We start from the raw sequence: 20,176 nt of genomic DNA, 5'->3' as shown, positions 1-20,176 counted from the left end.
CCTTATGCTCGGCCGAACGCCAGCACTGCGTTCAACCCGCCAAAGGCAAAGCTGTTCGACAGCGCCGCATCAAAGGCATGCTGACGCGGGCCTTCCGGTACCATGTCGATCCCCAGATCAGTATCGGGATCAATGCAGTTGGCGGTCGGCGGAACGATTTGTTCGGCCAGCGCCATGACGGTGGCCACCGCCTCCATCGCCCCGGCCGCGCCAAGCCCGTGGCCCAGTACCGCCTTTGACGATGAAACTAGCGGTAGCGGATGTCCGTCAAAAATGCTGTGGATCGCCTGGGCCTCGACCCGGTCGTTCATCGTCGTGCCGGTGCCGTGCGCGTTGATATAGCCAATCCGATCGGGGGTCAGCCCCGCGTCCTTGATCGCCAGCGCCATCGCGGCGGCCGCGCCCTCCGGGTCGGGCGAGGTCAGGTCGCCCGCATCGGCATTGGCACCAAAGCCAAGCACTTCGCCCAGGATCGGTGCGCCGCGCGCCACGGCGTGGTCCCAATCCTCAAGCACCAGCATGCCTGACCCCTCGCCCAGCACCAATCCCTGGCGACCCCGGCAAAAGGGACGACAGGTGTCGGTCGCCAGTACACGCAGCGCTTCCCACCCGTGCAGCGTACCTGTGGTAATGCACGCCTCTGTGCCGCCCGCGATTGCGACCTTGACCGCGCCGGATCGGACCAGCTGCGATGCAAGGCCAATGGCGTGGGTGCCGGATGCACAGGCGCTGGCGACGGCATAGGTGATGCCATGCGTGCCCAGCGCCATCGACACCTGGCTGGCAGCGGCGTTGCACATCAGTTTCGGGATGGTCAGCGGATGGGTGCGCGTCTTGTTTTCGGCATAAAGCTGAAAGAAGGCCTCATCCATGGTGATCAGTCCACCGACACCGATCCCGGTGATGACGGCCGCTGCTGTGAATGCGGGGTCGTCCCGGTCCAGGCCCGAATGCGCCACCGCTTCTTCGGCAGCGACCACCGCGAACTGGGCAAAACGGTCCATCATGCCAGCACGCTTGGGCGGCAGAACCGCGCCAGGATCAAAATCGCGCACCTGCGCTGCGATCTTGACCGAAAGCCGATCCGAACGCGAACAATCCAACGGGCCTATCGCACTTCGCCCGGCGCGCACTGCGTCCCACGTTGAGGCAGCGGTCGCTCCGGCAGGGGTTACCGCGCCAAGCCCGGTAATGGCGACGCGGGCCATCCGATTCAGCCCTTGTCCTGAGCGGCGATCGTCTGTTCGATCAGAGCAACCATATCGCCCACGGTCTTCATGCTGGCCGGATCATCGATATTGGCATTGTAATTCACGTCGATGCCGAATTCCTCTTCGATCGCAAAGATCGTTTCAATCACGTCGAGCGACTCATACCCGGCGGCTTCCAGGTCCATGTCCGGCGTGATTTCCGCCACGTCGCGGTTCAACTGCTTGGCGACGATCGGCGCGACGCGATCAAAAACTGTGGTCATGCTTCCCCCCGGGGGTTCTGTGTCAGGCAATGCCCGCGCCTAATGCGCCGCAGCATGTTACACGCGAAACCCATGAGCCAACAGGAATATTTTGCAGTGCAGTATGTACCGGAACGATGCGGTCAGTTTTCACGGAATGCCCGATTGAACTGGTCGAGGAGCGGCTTGGTGAGATAGGACAGGAGCGAACGGCGACCGGTCTGTACGAACGCCTCCACCGGCATGCCGGGCCTGAGTTTCAGATCGCCCAGCCGTGCCAGTTCCTGACGGCTGATCCTGATCCGCACGGGATAGAAGGCGACACCCGACCGCTCGTCGGTCGACCGCTCCGCTGCGATATAATAGACCTCACCGGTCAGTTCGGGGGTGGTTTGCATATTGAATGCGGATAGCCGAACCACGGCGCTTTGCCTCATCCGAAGCTGATCGACATCCGCCGTGTCGATCGACACTTCGACGATTAGGGGTTCATTATCCGGCACCACCTCCATGATCGTCTGCGTCGGCGGTACGACGCCGCCCACAGTGCTGAACTGCAGCTTGTCGATCACGCCGTTATAGGGCGCGCGCAGCAGGGAGCGCTCGCTGGCGTCCGATGCTGCAAGCGACCGGATTTTTTGGTCGCCCATCTGCGCCTGGACATTGGCGAGCTCCTGCGCCGCCACATTGCGCGCATTCTGTTCTGCCTCGACCGCCATCTGTCGCAATTCGCCGATACGGGCGCGTACCTGGGCCATGTTCGATGCATAGGACGCACTGGCACCGCGCAGCTCGGCTGCGGTCCGTTCCATCTGGTTCAGCCGCGTGATCGTCACCAGCTTTCGCGCATAGAGCGACTGCACCGCCTCCAGTTCCGGTTCGATGAGCGCGGTCTGGCGTTCGGCAGAGGCGCGCTGCGCGCTGATCGAGGCGATTTCCTGTTCGGCCTGGTTGATCCGTTCACGCACACTGGCGCGCTCGGCGCTACGAAGCTGCATTCGAACGGAAAACTGGCGCTGGGCCTCTGCCATCGCAGCCTGAGCGCTGGGCGAGGGATTGGTGGTCAGCGCGGCAGGAAAGCTGATCGAACCTGCACCATCGCGTTCCGCCGTCAGCCGGGCTTGCGCCGCGAGCAGCTGTTCAACCGACTGACCCAGTGTATTGGCGCTACCGCCGCTGACCGTATTGTCGAACCGCATGATCGGTTGGCCCTTACGCACCCGGTCGCCCTCTCGAACGAACAGTTCGGCAATCACGCCGCCGGTGGGATGCGCCACCTGTTTCACGCTGCTTTCGACCGACAATTTGCCAGCGCCAATGACCGCTCCGGTTGTCTGGATGAAAAAGGCCATGGCGACCATGGCGACGATGAATGCGCCGATCAGCCACAGCCCGATCTTGAGACTGCGCCCCAGGGCGATCTGGGGATCATCGAACTGGACCGCCTGGTCCGCGGGCAGGAGCTGGGTGGTAAGCTGGTACAAGTGGATTACTCCCTATCCGCATCCGCAATTGACCGGTTCCGGCCATCATCCGTCGGCTCGGTCGCGTCGGTGCCGCCATCCTGGCGCGTGATCCGGCCGCGCTGGCGCTTGATCATCCGTTGCCGCACATCATCCTTTGGCCCGAAATCGACCATGCCGCCCGGCTGCAATACCATGGCAAACTGGGCTATTTCCAGCAGGTTGCTGTCGCCGGTGCTCATCATCACGATCGCGCCTTCGTCTGCGATCCGGGCAATCGCCTGGACGGTCGCCGCCGTGCTTGCCGGGTCGAGATGCGCCGACGGATGGTCGAGCAGCACGAGGAAGGGTGAGCCGTAGACGGCGCGAGCCAGGCCAATCCGCTGGCGCTGCGACATCGCAAGCCGACGCCCGGACAGTCCGACCATCGTTTCATAGCCATCGGCCAGCCGCACGATCAAATCATGCACGCCCGCCCGCTGGGCCGCAGCGATAATCGCCTGAGGATCGGCAGCAGGGTCGAACCGGCAGATATTTTGGGCCACGGTCCCTTCGTGAAGGTCCACCTCCTGCGGCAGATAGCCGATATGGCGCGCCAGATCGTCCGCGTTCCATTGTTCCAGCTTTGAACCGTCGAGCCGGATCGCGCCGGACGCGGGTCGCACCTGACCCGCAAGCACGCGCAGCAGTTCAGAACGGCCAACACCGGACGGGCCGACAATGGCGATGATGTCGCCCGCATTCGATTCGCACGCTACCTTTTGAAGCAGTGCGCGCCGTTCGCCGGGCACCGCGACGACCAGCGATTCGATCGACAGTCGCGCGGTTGGCGGGGGCAGGGTGACCAGCCGGGTCGTGGGGGTCCAGTCGGCCGCCACCGCGCGCATCCGGCGATAAGCCGCTCTGGCCTGGACCAAGGGCAGGGCACCGCGCACAACCGCAAGCGCGGGGAGGCCCATCAGCAGGATCAGAACCAGCGCAGCCGCCAGCGTCCCGGAATCGGCCAGATCCTCGATGATCCGCCATGCTGCCAAGGTGGCGGTGCCGATGACGGCGATGCCAATGATGAACGATAGCGACGCGATCAGCCGCTGCCGCGCCTGTGCGAACGTGCGGCCGTTATCGGCCAATCGCCGATCGATGAGTCCGAGGGTCGCGGTCACGCGGGCGCGCATTCCCAACGCGCCGATCATGCCGCCATTGTCGGCTATACCTGCCAGCAGCCGGTCCCGCTCCTGACGTTGAAGGTCGCCATCCCCCTGAAGCGCGATCAAGCGCCTGACCTGTAGCCACGTCACCAACAGGGCAATGGCCGCGACGATGGCGGGGAACAGGCCGAGCGGCCAGCCAAGCGCTGTGAGCAGGATCAGCCAGATCGGCACCGCCAACAGATCGACCAGCGCCACCGCTGCGCCGGTCGACAGGCCCTCCCGAATCTGGTCCAGCGCGCCAAGGGGCTGTTTGGCGGTGTCACCGTCGTCGATGACGGTGGGGGCAATCCAGTGATCGATCGCCGCTCCGATCGCCGCCAGCGCACGGAAACGTACTGTCGACAGCCCATAGTCAAACGCGACAAGCGCGATCGCCATCGCACCGATGCCGATAATCGTCTCTGTGTTGAAGCTGACCAGTCCGAGATCGAAGAGCAGCAACGCATAGAGCGAATAGCCCGCGCGCACGATCCAGATCAGCAATGACACAAGCGCAAGCGCGGCGACGCCGATGCGAAGCGCCCCGCGCAGCCGCTCGGTCGGGCGGTCATCGGCGACGGGCGCTGAATCGTTCCACATCGGATCAGGTGTCTCGCATTGGGCGTGTCGGAATTGTCATGCCATTAAAGGCGTTAACCGTTCGCCAATGCGGCAAAAAGCATTTTCGACCGGATTTCCGGTCAAATGGATCACGATCGTCCTGTACAAAAAAGGGGCGCCGCGATGAAGCGACGCCCCTTCCTCGAGATATCGTCCTGATCGAGGATCAGGCGGACACTTCGCCACCGGCGGCGGCCTGATAGCCCGCCACGCCGTTGGTGATGTACAGGGTCTGAACCTGGTCGCCGATCTGCATGTGGACCAGCAGAACGCCATTGCTCTGGAAGGTGGTCGTGATGCGGCCGTTCGAATTCTCGACGGCGCTGACCAGACCTTCAAAGCTGCTGATGATGGCCGAATCGCCACCGTCAAACGCGTTCAAGCCATCCGACTCCTGGAACAGGCCATCATAGTCGCCGAACACCAGCGTATCGCCCTGTGAGAAGTCGAGATCGTAAATCCGATCGATGTCGCTGTCGCCTTCGATTTCGCTGCCGAAGAAGCGGAACTGATCGCCGCCGCCACCGCCGTACATTTCGTCATCGCCAGCGCCGCCGACAAGGATGTCAGCCTTCTTGCCGCCGCGGAGAACATCATCTCCAGCGCCCGCATCCAACAGCGAACCAAAGGTGTTTGATGCCTTGATGTCGTTGTCACCAGCGCCAGCGCGCACATAGGTCAGACCAGTAGTCGAAGCCATGTTCATATCCTCCACGTATCAATTCGAGACATTCCGCTCGCCCAGCCGAGTCCCTACTGCCGCGAAGTTTAAAAGTAAATGCGATGTTAAGAGTATTTTACGGGTTGAGGCGTATTGCAGTCCCGTAATGGGATTGGATAAAACGGACAATTAACCAGCGCAATTGTGCAGTGCAAAGCAGCCGATGGTTAATCATATGCTCCTGCCCGCTGCCAGTGCGGGGGGTCCGGAGGCATTTGTTAGCAGGTGCGGAACGACTCTTTCCTTCCGTCCATAGGCCGTCGCCTGTCCGTCCCGCATCAATAGCACCAGATCAACTGCCTCCAGCACTGCGGGCCGATGCGCCACCGTGATGACGATCGCCCGTCGTTCCCTGGCCGATTCGATGGCGCGAACCAGCGCCGCTTCGCCTTCGGCGTCCAGGTTTGAGTTGGGTTCATCCAGCAGGATCAGAAACGGATCGCCATACAGCGCACGGGCAAGTGCGACCCGCTGGCGTTGCCCGGCGGACAGCCGACGGCCCTCTGGCCCGACATTGGTATTATATCCCTCCGGCAGGTGCTGGATCATGTCGTGCACGCCCGCCTGTTCGGCGGCGGCGATCACCTGTTCCGGCGCGCCTTCGGGATCGAAGCGGGCGATGTTCTGGGCAATGGTGCCAGCAATCAGGTCAACATTCTGTGGCAGATAGCCGATGTGACGGCCCAGTTCGTGGCGCGGCCATTGGTCCAGCGTGGCGCCGTCCAGCCGCACGCCGCCGCTGCGCGGATCAATGATGCCGGCGATTCCCCGGATGAGCGTTGATTTGCCGCAGCCGCTTGGGCCAAGCACGGCGACGGATTCGCCAGCATAAATAAGCACGGACACGTCCCGCACCGTCGCGACATTCGCACCCGGCGGCGACAGGCTGAGCGATTCGATCGCCAGCGCGGTCCTGGGGGCGGGCAGCGGCTGGCGGGCCGCGTCTTCGGACAGGCGCGCCATGAACTGCTTCAGTCGCGCCCAGGATTGCCGCGCACCAACCAGCCCGCGCCAATTGCCGATCACCTGTTCCAGTGGAGCAAGGGCGCGCGATGACAGGATCGAGCTGGCGAAGATGACGCCGCCGCTGGCCTCGCCATGGATCACCAGCCACGCGCCGACGCTGAGTACCAGCGATTGCAGCAGCATACGAACCGTCTTGCCCGACGCCGCCAGCACCCCGGCCGTGCCCGACAAGCGGACATTGGCGGAGAGATATCGGCGATTGGTGTTCTGCCAGTGCGTGGCGAAGCGATGCTCCATGCCCATTGCGAACAGCGGTTCTGCATGGTGGCGGCTGACATCGATGACCGATTGCCGCTGACTGGCCAATTGCACCATTTTCGTGGTGTATTCGCGCGTCACCCGGTCTGACAGCAACGTCAAGAGTACCAGGATCACGGCCCCAGCAATCACCGTATAGGCCAGATAGGGGTGCAGCAGGAACAACACCGCGATAAAGAACAGTGCCCAGGGCAGATCAACCAGGGCCGACGGGCCACCACCGGATAGAAAGCCGCGCACCTGATCCAGGTCACGGACCGGCTGGTTCCCGTCAAGCGTCGGGGCCTTTCGGGCCATTTCAGCGACCAGGCGGTGGATAGGCCCTTCCAACGCGAGATCAACGTTGGACGCCAGGTGCACGAGCACACGTCCCCGCACCAGCTCGATCACCCCCTGAAACAGATAGGCCGCAACCACTAGCGCGAGCAGACCCAGCAGGGTGGCTTCGCTCCGGCCCGGAATCACGAGATCATAGACGAGCAGCATGTAGATGGAGCCGGACAGGAGCAGAACGTTCAGCACCGCGCTGAGCACCGCAATCCCGGTCATGGCGGCGCGAACCCGGGGGCGTACTTCCCCAAGCAGGTCAATCTCCGGCTCTTCCCGTTTGCCCGCCATGATTATGCCTTAGCCCCGGCTCCTTATTCCCTCTGCCTCGCATGGCATGGTTAATCAATCGCTACCGCGCGGTACAAAAGACCGGCGGAAGAAAAAGGGGCTGTCCTACACGATCGGAACGAACATAGAACGATCGACCTTGCAAGCTGAGGGAGAAGCACGATGGTCAACCCGTTCGATGATTTCCGGGACAGTCCGACGGCACCCGCGCGGCGTGCCTTTGTGATCGTGCCCAGTGATTCCGATCCCCTACCGTTAGTGACCAAGGCGATCCGTGCCGATGGCAATGGGGTGATCACTCTGCGGCCAGTGGGATCGACGGTGGAAGTTGCTCATCCGGTGCTTGGCGGCGAGCGGATCGACGTGCGCACCAGCCATGTCCGCGCCACGGGCACGACGGGCCAGACCATCATCATCGGATACGCCTGATGTTCGGCCCGGGTCATGCCTATGGCTATGGCGAGCGCCGCCGCGCCCGATCATTCGGCGTGTCTGCTCCGACGCCAACCCCGACGCCCGGGCAGGTGCAATCGGCCAGTGTCGACGCATCCGGCGGTATCCTTGCCCTGGTGATGCGGGATGTCGGCGCCGGAACCTATGCCGACTACGTGCTGGCCCCGAATACCGCCAGCCCCCGCATCGTGCTGGATATAACGACTGCAGGGCATTACCGCAGCGGCGGGCAGGCAGTGGCGGGCAGCGTCTCCCGGCAATTGGTTGCCACCCATGTCGCGCGCAGGACGCCGATCGTGCCAAGCAGTGCAACGACGCCGAACAGCAATGTGATCGACGAGACGGACAATGGCGATGGCACGCGGACCGTTCGCCTTTGGCTGGACAAGTTCGTCTATGCCGGAAGCGCCGCCACCCTTAGCTTGCTAGCCAGATGGCGCATCGGGGCTCCCGCACAAAGCGTGGCTGTTACGAACAATTCGGTGCTCAACCCACCCATGCCGTTCATGCGGTGGATAACGCCGCCGCGTCAGCGGGTCAGCGGGCCGTTTCGCGTGGAGATGATGGCGGGCAGCGTCAATCCGGTCACTCGCGAAGGGCTGGCCGGCATTCGCTTTACCGCGACTGATGGGGTGAACAGCGTGTCGGCATGGGCGACCGCGCTTTCCACGTCGCCAACGGACGGCGTGCGGTGCTGGGGCGCGACGATCGACCCCGCTGGACTGACCGCCGGGTCGATCACGATTCATGCCGAGGTCTGCCCCAGGGTAGGCGCGGCCCGCATCACCGGCAGCGGCCAGACTGCGCCGGTGCTGACGGTATCGGCTGCTGAACAGGGTTTGACGTTTGCCTATGATCCCACTGGCACCCGCTATCCGCCGGCCTATGTGGCCTGCGATCCGGTGAACGGTACGGCTGTCGCTTCGGCGGCGATCGTGCAGGCCAGCATTGCTGCGGCAAGGGCGGTGCCAGCGGCGCATAAGCCTGCCAATGCCATGTGCGCGCTACAGGCCATCTATCTGGCCAATCGCAGCGCCGCCGCCGCCAATGGCCAGGCCGCGATTAGCCGCATGATCGATAATGGTTTCGTCATCATCCCTGCCGGGGTCACGCCGATCGCTGGCAGGTCGGTGACGACGGGCGCAACGACGGGGGAAGGCTATGTCACCTTCATGGGCGATCCCGCCGATCCGGATCCGACGACCAACTGCATCATCCGGTCGATGGACACGACGACGCCCAGCCAGCGGGTTACCGCAACGCGCTTTCAGAATCTGCGGATCGAAACCGGCAATTCTAACCTGATCGGCGGCACCGTCTGGCTGGATCATGTGTCTATCCGGCCAAAGGCTGGCCAGGAATCCAGTGCGTTCTTCATCACCAGTGGCGCCTATTACGCGCAGCAGGTGGACCTGGCGAATACGGCGACCGGCTTTTCGCCGTCCGGTGATCAGCAGCGCCCGCTGATCGTGCGAAGCTGCACCAGCCCGGCCCGCACGATCAGCGCGCCGGTGATCGTCAACTGCAGCGCCCGCGCCGTCGGCGGTTGGCCGCAGATCACCAGTGCGACCGCATCGACCCAGGCGGACTGGGTCTGTGTCGGCAACCGGCTGTATAACGCCGTTGGCCGCCCCGTCAGTTGGCCAAGCTGGAACAGCGGCGATGGCATCACGCAAATGGTGCGGCCGATGTTCGTCAACAACATCACCGAGCGGATCGGCACCAGTCCCGAACCCATCTGGGCGATCGGGGAAAACAGCCGCGACCGCATGTCGGGAGGGATCATCGAAAGCAACACGCTCGTCGGGGAGCGCGCCAATACACTCTATAATGATCCGCCGACGCTGACGGGCACGAACCATCACGTCGATTGCCGCGTGGCCAACAATTATTTCGACTGGTTGCCCACCAAGCACGACGATTTTTACGACGACACCGCGGCGGCGACGAACGGCGGGTCGCCCAATCACGGCTATCGCCCCTGGCTGGTCGAAAGCCTTTGGGTGCAAGCGGGCGTCAATTTCGAGGCCAACGCTCTTGGGCGCCGGATGCCGGCCCAGTTCGAACAGCGCTTTATCGGGCGCGGTTCGGTGGAAAAAGCGACCGTGGCGAACAGCAACTGGGCGCTGTTCGCCAATGACCAGTCGGCGTTGGGCGGGGGCGGCGGCAATGGGGATTACCACCCCGCCGCCGGATCGCCGCTGATTGGCATGTGCCACGCGGCACGGCTCGACGTGGATCAGGCGGGGATAGCACGGGGCGAGCGCTTTGCCGCGGGGGCGCTGGAAGCAGCTTGACCATGCCAGTGCCCCGGTTCGGGGCACAGCCTGCGGGGGCGACCGCTGATGATGCGTTGCACAATCGGCGGTCGCCAGTTAGGTGAGCAGGGCGATCGCGCCTCTGTCCGGGGCGGGGCGCTGGTAAGGCATGGGGACGGGCATGATCGGCATCGCACGTCAGCTTCTTGAGCGGGCCAAGCTGTGGCACTGGCGCCGGGATCAGGCGACGAGCGAGCCGCTCCGCCAATGGTTTCGTCAGCATCAGCGGGTCGATGTCGGCCTGTACAGCTATGGCTGTTTCGATCAGTGGCGAATGCCGGGGCCGCTGATCATCGGCCGCTATTGCTCGATCGCAAAGACGGTCCGTTCGGCCCCGATCAATCATCCGTTTGACGCAATGACCACGCACCCGGCCCTGTATGAACGCAGGTTCGGCGTGGTCGATGCGGACATTCATTATGACGATCCGCAGGTGATCGAGGACGATGTGTGGATCGGCCATAATGCCATGATCCTGCCCTCCTGTCGCCGCGTCGGGCGGGGGTCCGTGATCGGCGCGGGCGCGATCGTGACCAAGGATGTGCCGCGTTACTCGATCGTCGCGGGCAATCCGGCCCGGCTGATCCGCGAACGATTTACGCCCGAATTGCAGGCCGCGCTTGAGGAAAGCCAGTGGTGGACGCTGGACTTGGCCGAACTTCGGACACTTGTGCGCGAACAACCCGATCTGGTGATGAACCCGACGGTCGAGCGGGTGTCGGCATGGACCGCCAGCAAGGCCGCCGGGAAATGACGATACCGGACATTTCCGTCATTATTCCGCACTATAACGACCCGGTGCGGCTCGACCGTTGCCTGGCCAGCCTGGACCAACAGAGCGTCGATCGCTCACGATTCGAAATCATCGTCGCCGATAACCGATCCCCTGTCGGAGAGGCTGTCGTCGCCGCAGCCATTGCGGGGCGCGCGACACTGGTTTTCGCCGATGAAAAGGGCGCGGGTCCGGCACGCAATGCTGCCGTCGCTGCATCGACCGGGCGCATCCTTGCCTTTATCGACGCCGATTGCGTCGCTGATCCCGACTGGCTGGCGGCGGGGGAGGCGGCGTTGTCCCGTCATGACCTGGTTGGCGGGCGGATGATCGTGTTCACCGAAAGCGGCGGTCGTCCGACCCCGGCAGAGGCGTTTGAACTCGTCTTTGCCTTTCAGAACGAGGCCTATGTCCGCGACAAGGGATTTTCCGTCACGGCCAACCTGTTCACCACGCGGGCCGTGTTCGATGCAGTCGGTCCTTTCCGTAACGGCGTGTCAGAGGATGCCGATTGGTGCCACCGCGCCCGCGATCTGGGCTATCGCATCGGTTACGCCGCCGACGCCAGGGTCAGCCATCCCGCACGCACGGACTGGCCGGAGCTGGAGCGCAAGTTTAAGCGGATCAATGCGGAAATGCATCAGCTGTTGATGGGTCGGCCGGGTGGCGGATGGCGATGGGCCGCTCAGTGCGTGATCCTGCCGCTGTCCATTCCCGCCCATGCGGTCCGGGTGCTGCGCGCACCGACCCTGAATGGGGTGGACGAACGCCTGGCAGCGCTGGGCATGCTGGCGCGGATTCGGATGTGGCGGACAACCGACGCGCTGCTCCGCCTGGTTGGTGCGCGCACATGACCCCGGTTGCCGTCTGCATCGTCGGGTTCCGCGACCCGCACGAGATACTCGCCTGCCTGGATGCTCTCAGCCAGAGCGAGCATCAGGACTATGAAGTCGTCATTTGCGAAAATGGCGGGGCGGATGCGGTTGCCGACATGAACCGGCAGATGCCAGCGACGCTGACCGGCGGACAACCGGTCACGGTGATCGACGCTGGCGGCAATCTGGGCTTTGCGGGCGGCGTGAACCGCGCGATGCAGGCGCGGCCCGATGCGCGGGCCTGGTGGGTGCTGAACCCGGATACGCGCCCCGAACCTGCTGCAATGGGTGCGTTGCTCCGCCGGTTGGAACAGGGGGACTGCGCCATGGCGGGCGGCGTCCTCTATCGCCCGATTGGCGAGGTTCAGGGCTATGGCGGCCGCTGGCTGCACTGGGCGGCGCGGCCCGTGTCGCTGGGCAATGGCGAGGCAATGGGTTCGCCTGTCGATACCGCTGCTGTCGAGGCGCAACTGGATTACATCCTGGGTGCTTCCATGATGATATCGCCTGCGCTGGTCGAACGGATCGGGCTGATGCGGGAGGATTATTTCCTCTATGCCGAAGAGGTGGAGTGGGGGCTTCGCGCCAAAAAGGCTGGACTGAAGCTGGGATTCGCGGTCGATGCCAGGGTTTGCCACATGCAGGGGACGACGACGGGATCGAACCTGCGCCTGGATCAGCGGCCGCGGATGCCGATCTATCTGGACGAGCGCAACAAGCTGAACGTCGTGCGCGACACTGCCCCCATGTTCCTGCCGGTCGCCATTCCGATGGCGCTGATCCTGACATTGCTCCGCTTCGCCCGGCGCGGGGCGTGGAAGCAACAGGGCTATGCCGTCAGCGGCTGGCTGGCCGGTATCGCCAACCGGCGCGGCCCGCCGCCTTGGCTGACGATCGGCTGAGGTATTCGGCAGAGCAGCGACCAACGTTTGGCGTTACAGCCGCAACCGAACCCCCAGGCTGGCCGAAAACGCGTCATAATCATAGATATCGAGTTCGGCGTTGCGCTTTTCATAGCCAACATAGGCGCGGAACAGCAGCCGTAGCGACTGGTTGAAATTGAACCCCAGGCCGATTTCGCCAAATTCGTCGTTGGACAGGCGATCCGGCGCGGTCACCGTTTGCAAATCGAAATCGCGCTGTTGATAATTGGCGTTCAGCCGCATGAGCAAACGCTCGGTCAACGCATAGGTCGTGCCGAACCGCACCGTCGAGGTTTCAACGAAATTGGCAGAAAATCCGCCCGCTGGTCCGACCGTCTTGCCCGTGCCCACGCTGAAATTCAGCTTGGGCGTAGCGCGCAGGCTGAGTGCCGCATCCCAGATGATGCCGTCATACTGGCTGTCCGTCAGCCCCTCGACCGTCACCTCGGCATAGCTGACCTGACCGTTGAATTGCAGCCGCGCGCCCAGACGTCGATCCAGCCGTACTCCCGCGGCAAACAGGTCAAACCGGTCCGCACCGAATCCCGGGATGCCGAGATCAATACGGTCCGGAAACTCGACCTCGGTTTTGCTGACGAACGTCGTGACCTGACCGACGGCGGGCGCCGAATATTGCAGACCGCCGCCATAAGTGAAGGTGTTCGCATTCGAAATCTGGCGGCGGACCGAGTTGTTTTCGCTTGTGGCATAACTTGCCAATCCGACTGCGCGAATGCCGACTGCCGCACCGCAGGTCGCAACAACACCGATGCCGCGATTTTCGTTGACGTTGACGGATGACGCCTCCGTATCGCCGGGCACAATGGCCAGATCGCGCTGATCGGTTTGCGCGCGCGAATAATTGCCGTTGAGCATCAACCCGCATGGGCCGATGGCCGTGCCCGCATTGGCGGTCAGCGAAATCCGCTCGCGGTTCAACTGGGTGTTGCGGGCATATAGCTGGTAACCGATGTCACCCGACACCGCCAGCTGAACCGGGCCGACGGGCAGACGAACATTGCCCTCGATCTTTGGGTTCAGTAGGAAATCGCTCTGCACCAGCCCGCGGGCTGTCGCGGTTTCCGATCGTCCGCGCGTGGTGTTGCCGCTATAGATAGCGTCCACGGCCACCCCGACATCAACCTCGCGCTGGAACCCGCCAAAGGTCGATCCCTCCGCCGAAAGGGTCTGCGCCATGGCTGTGCCAGCCCCGCCGGTGATGGCGATGCCCGACATCATGGTGATGGCCGCACAGCGCCAGGTGTTTGCGCCAAACCGCTTCATTCCGACGTCCCCCCTGAATATCCGGGCTATCTCTGCACCAGGCGGCGCACCATGCCAAGAAAATTGGTCGAGTGATCCTTAACCTTACCACGCCGGGCAGCCTGGCTGACATCGGTGCCATGCATGTCCGGTACTGGACGCCCGACTACCCGGCAGGCCGCAGTGCGCGCCACGATCATCCGCTTGCGATTGGCCTGGGCGGGCTGCATCAATTCAACTTCGCCAATGTCCAATGGCTCGGCAATGATCGCACCGGCCTGTTCAGCGCTGGCGAGCAACGCATCCCCGGCGGCGGTGCGCGACTGAATCAGGCTGCGGCCGTCCCGCTCCTCAAATTGGGGATAGCCGCTTTCGCCGCCATACCATGCATCGGCACAGGCCACATCCGCCACGCCGCCAACGGCATCCGGGCAGATCTTGCAGCGAAACTGCACTTCCTTGCTCAAATGGCCGCCCCAGCTTTCGGCATAGCTCATGCTGCCTTCGCGCCCGTCATCGGTTTCCGCAACTGTCAGGCCGGGCCAGCCATTGCCGCGATAGCGGAACCGGACGACCCGGTCGGGCTCCAGCCCCATGGCGCGCACGATGCGGTCGGCACCCGCCGAACTGGGCATCCCGCCGCAATAAAAGGACAGCATCACCGGCACCTGCTGGTTCACCCGCGCATCCACCTGTGACAACTGGCGCAGGGCAGAAATGTCGCAGGGCTTGCCAATCACGGCAAAGCGCCGCCCTTCGTTCAGCGCGGCATCGATAAAGGCGAGCGGTGAGGATGCGGCATAGCGCGATCCGGCCCCGCCAATCACCTCTTCCCTGGTCAAGGACCAGCGCATCCGGTTGCCCATGGGCTGATCCGGGTCCGCTTCGACATGCAGGACACGCTCGACCATGCCGGTTTCCAGCGCATGGATCGCCAGCGCCGAAACAGCGCCGCCCGACGCGCCGGCAAAACGCGTGTCGGGATCGGTCGCCTGCCCCGTGAGGTTTCGGAAATACGGCCCCCAATAGGGATGTCGGTTCGGCGCGGGTGAAGCCCACGCGGCGACCGTAGACCCCGGACAGGCGATGGCGATGGCGCGTTCCGTGGCGTCGTCAACCGGGGCGGTCTGAACCGGGCGGGCATAACCCGGTGCGACCTCCGCCATCTGGACCGCATCACCCGCCACGCCGGCGCACAGGCCGCATCCACTGCACAGGTTGCCCGCCAGCACCCGGTCGAGCGTCGGCGAGCGCTGGTTCACCGTCGGCGCTCCAGCGCTGTCGTGTACAGGTCACGAAGCGTGCCGCGATAGACGTCGAGCAGACCGTTCACGACTGTCATCCCCTTCGCCTCCTTTGCCGCCAGCTCGTCCAGCCGGTCGATCGCCGCCAGCACATAGGCAAGTGCCGCGTCCTCGTCCATGCCGCTGACGGGCAGCATGTCGGGATAGTCCAGCAGGCCGAACAAGCCGCTGAATTTCCGGCTATAGGCCACCGGTATCACCGGCGTCCGCGATGAAAAGGCGCCGATACAGGCATGCATCCGCCCTGCGACCAGCAGGTCCAGGCTGGAGATAAAGGTCTTGGCGGCCGATGCCGTGTCAAAATTCGGCACGCGCTGGGCGCGGGGAAATTCAGCGTGCAGCCGGTCGGCCAGCGCACCATCGTCATCGTCGATCATGGTCTTGCTGGTCGCATGGGGGACCAGGAACAGGTCGACATCGTCCCGCGCGGACAGCGCCGTCAGCAGCGCACGGGTAAAGGCGGCATAGTCATAAGACAGGCCAAATCGGTTGCGTCCTGTTTCCGCCTGATGGAACAACAGGCCGGATGCGTTGACGCCCACCCGAATACGCTTGCCGCCCCGCTCGGACGATCGATCGTCGAAAGGAAGGACGAAAGCGACGTCGACGGCCATTTCGACGCGGGTCTTGGGGGCCATCGACTCCGCGATTTCCCGTGATTTCGGATCGCGGGCGATTACCGCGGTGCTGCGGTTCATGATCCAGGCGGCCGGGATACGATAGGCGGTCTTGGTGAATGGCCCGATCGTCTGGGGCGACAGCAGCAGCGGAATGCCGCGCATGACAGCCATCAGCTTGGTCAGCCATAGGAACATGAAGCGTTTTGGCCCATAAATGTCGGCGAAGCTGTCGCCAGCACCAATATCGAGCACGCAATCCACCGATCCCACATTTTTCCAGAACCCGTCCGGGCTGGTCAGCATCTGGCGGTTGATGCGGACGACCTGCGTATTGGGCAGGTCGATGGTGGCGATGCCGGCGTCGGGCATCTGCATCACGACGAAATGCGGCTCCAGCCCCATTGATTCGGCCACTTGGCGAGCGATCGCGTGGTTAGCCACAGTCAGGGCACCAATCCCCAGATTGCCGGAGCTGAGCGAATGCCAGAGCAGGCCGATTCGAATGACCGGCCGCCCGGCCGGCGCGTTGCTTGTCACCTGTTTACCCCTTCCCGCCATCGGCGGATTATGCGTGTCATGGCCAATGCCTACTCGGCTGAACGCGTTCCATCGACCGCAACCAAATCTGTTTTGCGTTGGTTCATGCTGCAAATGCGACAGGATTGTTCGCACATGCAACATGAATCTGCTTTCATTTGTTAACGAATCGAGCGATGATGGTTCAAACAGAGACTGCGCCCGGATGCCGGTGGTCGCACTCGTCATCTAGCTGGTTTATTGGTGGGGAAGAAACGATGATGGGATCGGCAGCGGCATCGCGCCACACGCACGCCCGGCGCGTTCATGATCGACCAATATGGTCGCGGTTACTTCGAGTTAACCAAAAAATGCCATCTCGAACCACGGGAACCGACAGCGGTGACGGGGCAAGGGAAAGCATGGCCAGCAGGCGACCGATAATCTGCCTGACAGGATCCGGCGGCGGCCATGTGCGGCAGTTGCTCGACCTGGAGCCGCTGTGGCACGATCAGCATTATTTCTTTGTCACCGAAGAGTCGGCACTGACAAAGACGATCGCGGAGAAGCATCCGGCGCATTTCGTCGCTCATGTCGCCCTGGGCCAGGCGCGTCTTGGTGCGCCGATCCGTATGCTGATCGCCGGATTTCGAAACATGGTCCGGTCTTTGCTGATCGTCCTGCGCGAACGACCCGATGTGGTCATCACGACGGGCGCCGGTTCGTGCTTTTTCACGGTTTTCTTTTCGCGGCTGGTCGGTGCGCGGGTGATCGCGATCGATTCCTTCGCCCGTTTCAAGGCACCATCGGCCTTTGCGCGGATCATCACTCCGCTGGCGCATATCAAGATCGCACAGGCACCGGAATCCGCCGCGCGCTGGCCGGGAAGCCATTGCTTCGATCCGTTCCGGCTTGTGGCGGAAGAGCCGCCGCAGAAAGAGCCTTTGATGTTCGCCACGGTCGGCGCGACCTTGCCGTTCGATCGGCTGGTGCGGGTGGTTGACAAGGCCAAGGCCGATGGGCTGATCCCGGAAGACGTCATCCTGCAAACGGGGATCGACGGTGCCACGCCGGAATCTCCAGCGATCACGCACAGCGAAACCCTGCCCTTTAATGACATTCTTGGCATCCTGAAGCGGGCCGATCTGGTTGTCTGTCATGGCGGGACGGGGTCTTTGATTACTGCGCTTCGAGAGGGGTGTCGGGTTATCGCGGTGCCGCGGCGGTTCGAACTGGGCGAACATTATGATGATCACCAGGTCGAGGTGACCCGCGCGTTTGAAGCGCGCGGGCTGTTGTCGGTCGCCGAATGCGACGAAGCCTTTCCGCGCGCGTTGGCTGAGGCGCGGGCGCACACCCCGGTTCGGGCGACAACCGATCAGTCCGAGATGATCAAGTTCCTGCGCGGCGTGCTGGATAACTGGCAGTGGATCGGTCGCCGCCGTCCAGCCCGACCGGCGGGGTCCGACGCTGTCGCCGATTCCGCTCAGTAACCGCGCCGTGATTATCCATCGGCGCTGGCCGTAACGGTTTACTGGCGCCATCGCAGATAAAAATAGGGGGCAAGCGTGCGCTTGCCCCCTTTTTCGTTTTTATGGTTTCTATGGGGTTCAGAGCAGGATGTCGTCCACACTGATTGCACCCAACCCCTTGAGCAGGATCGAGAAATCGGCGATCTTGTCGCCATTCACATCCCCTTGCAACAGCACGCCATCGGCAGTGACGCTGGCCCGCAATTCGCCCGCCTTGCCGGCGAACTTCGCCGATCCGATAAAGGCGAACTTATCGTTGGCAGCCGTCTTGCTGTTCGCATCGATCAGGGCAAGGTTGATCTTGTCGCCCTCGCTGGCCTTGAAGTCGGTGATGACGTCGTTTCCGCGGAAGTCATCGTTGCGATAGTTGAAGCTGTCTGCCCCCGACCCGCCGGTCAGCACATCGTCGCCCAGAGCGCCGCTGAGCGTGTCGTTGCCAGCCCCGCCCAGCAGGATGTCGTTGCCATTGGCTCCGGTCAGCGTGTCATCGCCGTTGTTGCCGGACAGATAGTCATCCCCGTCGCCGCCGTTGATCGCATCATTCCCCTCGCCACCATGAATGGTGTCGTTGCCAGCTAGCCCGATCAACGAGTCATTGCCCGCTTCGCCATAGATGGTGTCGGTGCCGGCACTGCCGGTGATGCGGTTGTCCAGTTCATTGCCGCGCCCTGTCAGGTTGGCAACGGACAGCCGCAGTTCCTCGACATTAGCGGTCAGGGTATAGTCGATCGACGTTGCGACGACGTCCAGCCCCTCATCGGCATTTTCGAAGACGAAATGCTTGGCGCTGGTCACCGTATAGGCGTCGTTGCCAGCGCCGCCTGCCATTTCGGTGATGCCGGTGCCGCCGCCCGAGATATTGTCGTTGCCGTCGCCAGCCTCAATCCGGCTATTCCCAGCCTTGCTCCCGCGCAGCGTATCCTTGCCATCCGTCCCCTTGATCAGGTCGAGCAGGATCGGCTCCGATGAAGGTGCGCCGCCCGTCGGTGCCTGAACGGCAACGGGGTCGACCACCGGAGCCGCGGCGATCGTTGATGGTTCGCTCACCACGTCCGGCAGATCATCGACCAGATCCTGCATCGCGTCATGATAACCGCTGAGATCGCGGTCTTCGGCCCAGGTCTTGATGGCCCAGTCGCCCCCGGCCGCGAGTTCGCCCAGCCAGATGTTGCCTTCGGGCGCAGGCACTTCCTTGCCGCCGATGATGTAGATCTTGGACTGATTGCCTTCCAGCTCCGCATGGGCCTGAACGCGGATCCAGCTCTTCTGGTCGGGATAGGCAGCGACGATGTTGTTGGTCACCAGCAGGTTTTCGGCATTGCTGACCGAAATCCCGTTATACATGCCCCCGCTGATCACGTTGTCGGAAATCAGCACGTTCTTGTAGGGCAGGCCGCCGACCTCGTCCCGCATGAAGATGCCCTGGACAATGCCGCCATCGCCGCGTTCGAACACATTTCCCGAAATCTTGATGTTGCTCGCGCTGGTCGTCGTGTTTGTCGTCCAGAACTGAATGGCGTCGGGATGCGCCCCTTCGGGCGGGTTGAAGTTGGTGAAGAAATTGTTGCTGATCTCGATATTCGATGTGCCGCCGCCGCGCACGCCGTCGGTGCGGATGTCGTGGAAGTAGTTGCCGCTGATCAGCACGTTGTTGCTGTCTATGTGCGACAGCGCATAGGCGGCGTGCTTGAACTCCGAATTGGTGATCGACACGTTCTGGCTGTTGCGGATGGACATCGGGCTGTCTTGATAGCCGCTCGGGCCATCGGCACCGCTGACGACCACTTGGTCGACCTTGATCGAGTGCGAATCCTGGATGTTGAAAGCGGAGCTTGTCGCCGCATCAGACTGTTTCAGGACCAGCTTGGTAAAGGTGATGTTGGACGTGCCGCGGACGTTCACGCCGGTCAGCACCGCTGGATTGTCCGGATCATAGGAGGTGAACACGACTTCGCCGGTCGTCTCGAAGTTGCGGAGCGAGAACGGGCTGTAGGTTCCCGGCTTGAGCGCGATCACGCCGCCACCCGCCGCCTGGCTCAGCGCCTGGGCCAGCTCGGCGGAATTGCTGACGACAAAAATCTTGGCCGGGCTGGTCGCATCCGGTGTGGGTGCCGTGCCAATCGACGAAGTCGGCGCAACGGTTGGCGTAAACAGGCTTTGTGCGGTGATCGTGCCATCCGGCGACTCGACCGTTCGATACTTGGCTTCGCTCGACAAGGACATAACGGGCATCTGGCTTGCTCCGGCAAT

The 20,176-nt window shown here is 63.0% G+C and carries 16 protein-coding genes; 6 read left to right on the top strand and 10 right to left on the bottom strand.

All coding sequences use genetic code 11. The annotated features are described in order from the left end of the window. Positions 1–2: 2 nt before the first annotated feature. From ACNI3Q_RS13875 to ACNI3Q_RS13850, 6 genes are all read right to left on the bottom strand, one after another. Positions 3–1,208, bottom strand: coding sequence for a beta-ketoacyl-[acyl-carrier-protein] synthase family protein (locus tag ACNI3Q_RS13875; protein ID WP_426277675.1), 1,206 nt, complete (start codon positions 1,206–1,208; stop codon positions 3–5). Between the two features lie 5 nt (positions 1,209–1,213). Then, entirely contained in the window at positions 1,214–1,474 is a 261-nt protein-coding gene (locus ACNI3Q_RS13870) for an acyl carrier protein (protein ID WP_426277673.1), read from the bottom strand. Between the two features lie 122 nt (positions 1,475–1,596). Further along, positions 1,597–2,937, bottom strand: coding sequence for an HlyD family type I secretion periplasmic adaptor subunit (locus tag ACNI3Q_RS13865; protein ID WP_426277671.1), 1,341 nt, complete (start codon positions 2,935–2,937; stop codon positions 1,597–1,599). Positions 2,938–2,942: 5 nt separating this feature from the next. Continuing rightward, entirely contained in the window at positions 2,943–4,706 is a 1,764-nt protein-coding gene (locus tag ACNI3Q_RS13860) for an ATP-binding cassette domain-containing protein (protein WP_426277669.1), read from the bottom strand. Between the two features lie 187 nt (positions 4,707–4,893). Beyond that, on the bottom strand, positions 4,894–5,433 hold the full coding sequence (locus ACNI3Q_RS13855; protein ID WP_426277900.1) for a calcium-binding protein: 540 nt from the start codon (positions 5,431–5,433) through the stop codon (positions 4,894–4,896). 186 nt (positions 5,434–5,619) lie between these two features. Next, positions 5,620–7,350 carry a type I secretion system permease/ATPase gene (locus ACNI3Q_RS13850; protein WP_426277667.1) on the bottom strand — a complete coding sequence of 577 codons (1,731 nt, stop codon included), beginning with the start codon at positions 7,348–7,350 and terminating at the stop codon, positions 5,620–5,622. A 162-nt stretch (positions 7,351–7,512) separates the two neighbouring features. Between ACNI3Q_RS13850 and ACNI3Q_RS13845 the strand changes: the two genes are divergently transcribed. From ACNI3Q_RS13845 to ACNI3Q_RS13825, 5 genes are all read left to right on the top strand, one after another. Beyond that, a complete protein-coding gene (locus ACNI3Q_RS13845; RefSeq protein WP_426277665.1) occupies positions 7,513–7,779 on the top strand; it encodes a spike base protein, RCAP_Rcc01079 family in 267 nt (88 codons plus the stop codon). After that, positions 7,779–10,100, top strand: coding sequence for a hypothetical protein (locus ACNI3Q_RS13840; RefSeq protein WP_426277663.1), 2,322 nt, complete (start codon positions 7,779–7,781; stop codon positions 10,098–10,100). Before ACNI3Q_RS13845 ends, ACNI3Q_RS13840 begins: the two co-directional genes overlap by 1 nt. A 142-nt stretch (positions 10,101–10,242) precedes the next feature. After that, complete coding sequence (locus ACNI3Q_RS13835) at positions 10,243–10,875, top strand: CatB-related O-acetyltransferase (RefSeq protein ID WP_426277661.1); 633 nt, start codon at positions 10,243–10,245, stop codon at positions 10,873–10,875. Then, a complete protein-coding gene (locus ACNI3Q_RS13830) occupies positions 10,845–11,747 on the top strand; it encodes a glycosyltransferase family 2 protein (RefSeq protein WP_426277659.1) in 903 nt (300 codons plus the stop codon). The genes ACNI3Q_RS13835 and ACNI3Q_RS13830 overlap by 31 nt, the downstream gene beginning before the upstream one ends. After that, positions 11,744–12,670 carry a glycosyltransferase family 2 protein gene (locus ACNI3Q_RS13825; protein WP_426277657.1) on the top strand — a complete coding sequence of 309 codons (927 nt, stop codon included), beginning with the start codon at positions 11,744–11,746 and terminating at the stop codon, positions 12,668–12,670. Before ACNI3Q_RS13830 ends, ACNI3Q_RS13825 begins: the two co-directional genes overlap by 4 nt. A 33-nt stretch (positions 12,671–12,703) precedes the next feature. Here ACNI3Q_RS13825 and ACNI3Q_RS13820 read toward each other — a convergent pair whose 3' ends face one another. Genes ACNI3Q_RS13820 through ACNI3Q_RS13810 form a run of 3 tightly spaced genes read right to left on the bottom strand, consistent with a single transcriptional unit; the run spans position 12,704 to position 16,415 of the window. After that, the gene (locus ACNI3Q_RS13820) at positions 12,704–13,975 is read right to left on the bottom strand and encodes an outer membrane beta-barrel protein (RefSeq protein WP_426277655.1); all 1,272 of its coding nucleotides are present in this window, start codon (positions 13,973–13,975) and stop codon (positions 12,704–12,706) included. 26 nt (positions 13,976–14,001) lie between these two features. Further along, entirely contained in the window at positions 14,002–15,216 is a 1,215-nt protein-coding gene (locus ACNI3Q_RS13815) for a Coenzyme F420 hydrogenase/dehydrogenase, beta subunit C-terminal domain (protein ID WP_426277653.1), read from the bottom strand. Beyond that, on the bottom strand, positions 15,213–16,415 hold the full coding sequence (locus ACNI3Q_RS13810; protein WP_426277651.1) for a polysaccharide pyruvyl transferase family protein: 1,203 nt from the start codon (positions 16,413–16,415) through the stop codon (positions 15,213–15,215). The genes ACNI3Q_RS13815 and ACNI3Q_RS13810 overlap by 4 nt, the downstream gene beginning before the upstream one ends. 257 nt (positions 16,416–16,672) lie before the next feature. Here ACNI3Q_RS13810 and welK point away from each other — a divergent pair, with 257 nt between their 5' ends. Further along, positions 16,673–17,887 (top strand): beta-1,4-glucuronosyltransferase WelK, encoded by a 1,215-nt coding sequence (gene welK, locus ACNI3Q_RS13805; protein WP_426277649.1) that lies wholly within the window; start codon positions 16,673–16,675, stop codon positions 17,885–17,887. A 117-nt stretch (positions 17,888–18,004) separates the two neighbouring features. Here the strand turns inward: welK and ACNI3Q_RS13800 are convergent, their stop codons facing one another. Further along, a complete protein-coding gene (locus ACNI3Q_RS13800) occupies positions 18,005–20,158 on the bottom strand; it encodes a right-handed parallel beta-helix repeat-containing protein (RefSeq protein WP_426277647.1) in 2,154 nt (717 codons plus the stop codon). Positions 20,159–20,176 lie beyond the last annotated feature (18 nt).

The organism is Sphingomonas eleionomae (genome assembly GCF_049889035.1).
Classification (GTDB): Bacteria; Pseudomonadota; Alphaproteobacteria; order Sphingomonadales; family Sphingomonadaceae; genus Sphingomonas.
Note: the sequence above shows the minus strand (reverse complement) of the source record. Positions and strands in the feature narration are given on the sequence as shown.

Excerpts from the sequence above, each read along its gene's own strand:
- ACNI3Q_RS13875 (WP_426277675.1), bottom strand. The coding sequence starts at position 1,208 with ATGGCCCGCGTCGCCATTACCGGGCTTGGCGCGGTAACCCCTGCCGGA.
- ACNI3Q_RS13870 (WP_426277673.1), bottom strand. The coding sequence starts at position 1,474 with ATGACCACAGTTTTTGATCGCGTCGCGCCGATCGTCGCCAAGCAGTTG.
- ACNI3Q_RS13860 (WP_426277669.1), bottom strand. The coding sequence starts at position 4,706 with ATGTGGAACGATTCAGCGCCCGTCGCCGATGACCGCCCGACCGAGCGG.
- ACNI3Q_RS13855 (WP_426277900.1), bottom strand. The coding sequence starts at position 5,433 with ATGAACATGGCTTCGACTACTGGTCTGACCTATGTGCGCGCTGGCGCT.
- ACNI3Q_RS13850 (WP_426277667.1), bottom strand. The coding sequence starts at position 7,350 with ATGGCGGGCAAACGGGAAGAGCCGGAGATTGACCTGCTTGGGGAAGTA.
- ACNI3Q_RS13845 (WP_426277665.1), top strand. The coding sequence starts at position 7,513 with ATGGTCAACCCGTTCGATGATTTCCGGGACAGTCCGACGGCACCCGCG.
- ACNI3Q_RS13840 (WP_426277663.1), top strand. The coding sequence starts at position 7,779 with ATGTTCGGCCCGGGTCATGCCTATGGCTATGGCGAGCGCCGCCGCGCC.
- ACNI3Q_RS13835 (WP_426277661.1), top strand. The coding sequence starts at position 10,243 with ATGATCGGCATCGCACGTCAGCTTCTTGAGCGGGCCAAGCTGTGGCAC.
- ACNI3Q_RS13830 (WP_426277659.1), top strand. The coding sequence starts at position 10,845 with ATGGACCGCCAGCAAGGCCGCCGGGAAATGACGATACCGGACATTTCC.
- ACNI3Q_RS13825 (WP_426277657.1), top strand. The coding sequence starts at position 11,744 with ATGACCCCGGTTGCCGTCTGCATCGTCGGGTTCCGCGACCCGCACGAG.
- ACNI3Q_RS13820 (WP_426277655.1), bottom strand. The coding sequence starts at position 13,975 with ATGAAGCGGTTTGGCGCAAACACCTGGCGCTGTGCGGCCATCACCATG.
- welK (WP_426277649.1), top strand. The coding sequence starts at position 16,673 with ATGATGGGATCGGCAGCGGCATCGCGCCACACGCACGCCCGGCGCGTT.
- ACNI3Q_RS13800 (WP_426277647.1), bottom strand. The coding sequence starts at position 20,158 with ATGCCCGTTATGTCCTTGTCGAGCGAAGCCAAGTATCGAACGGTCGAG.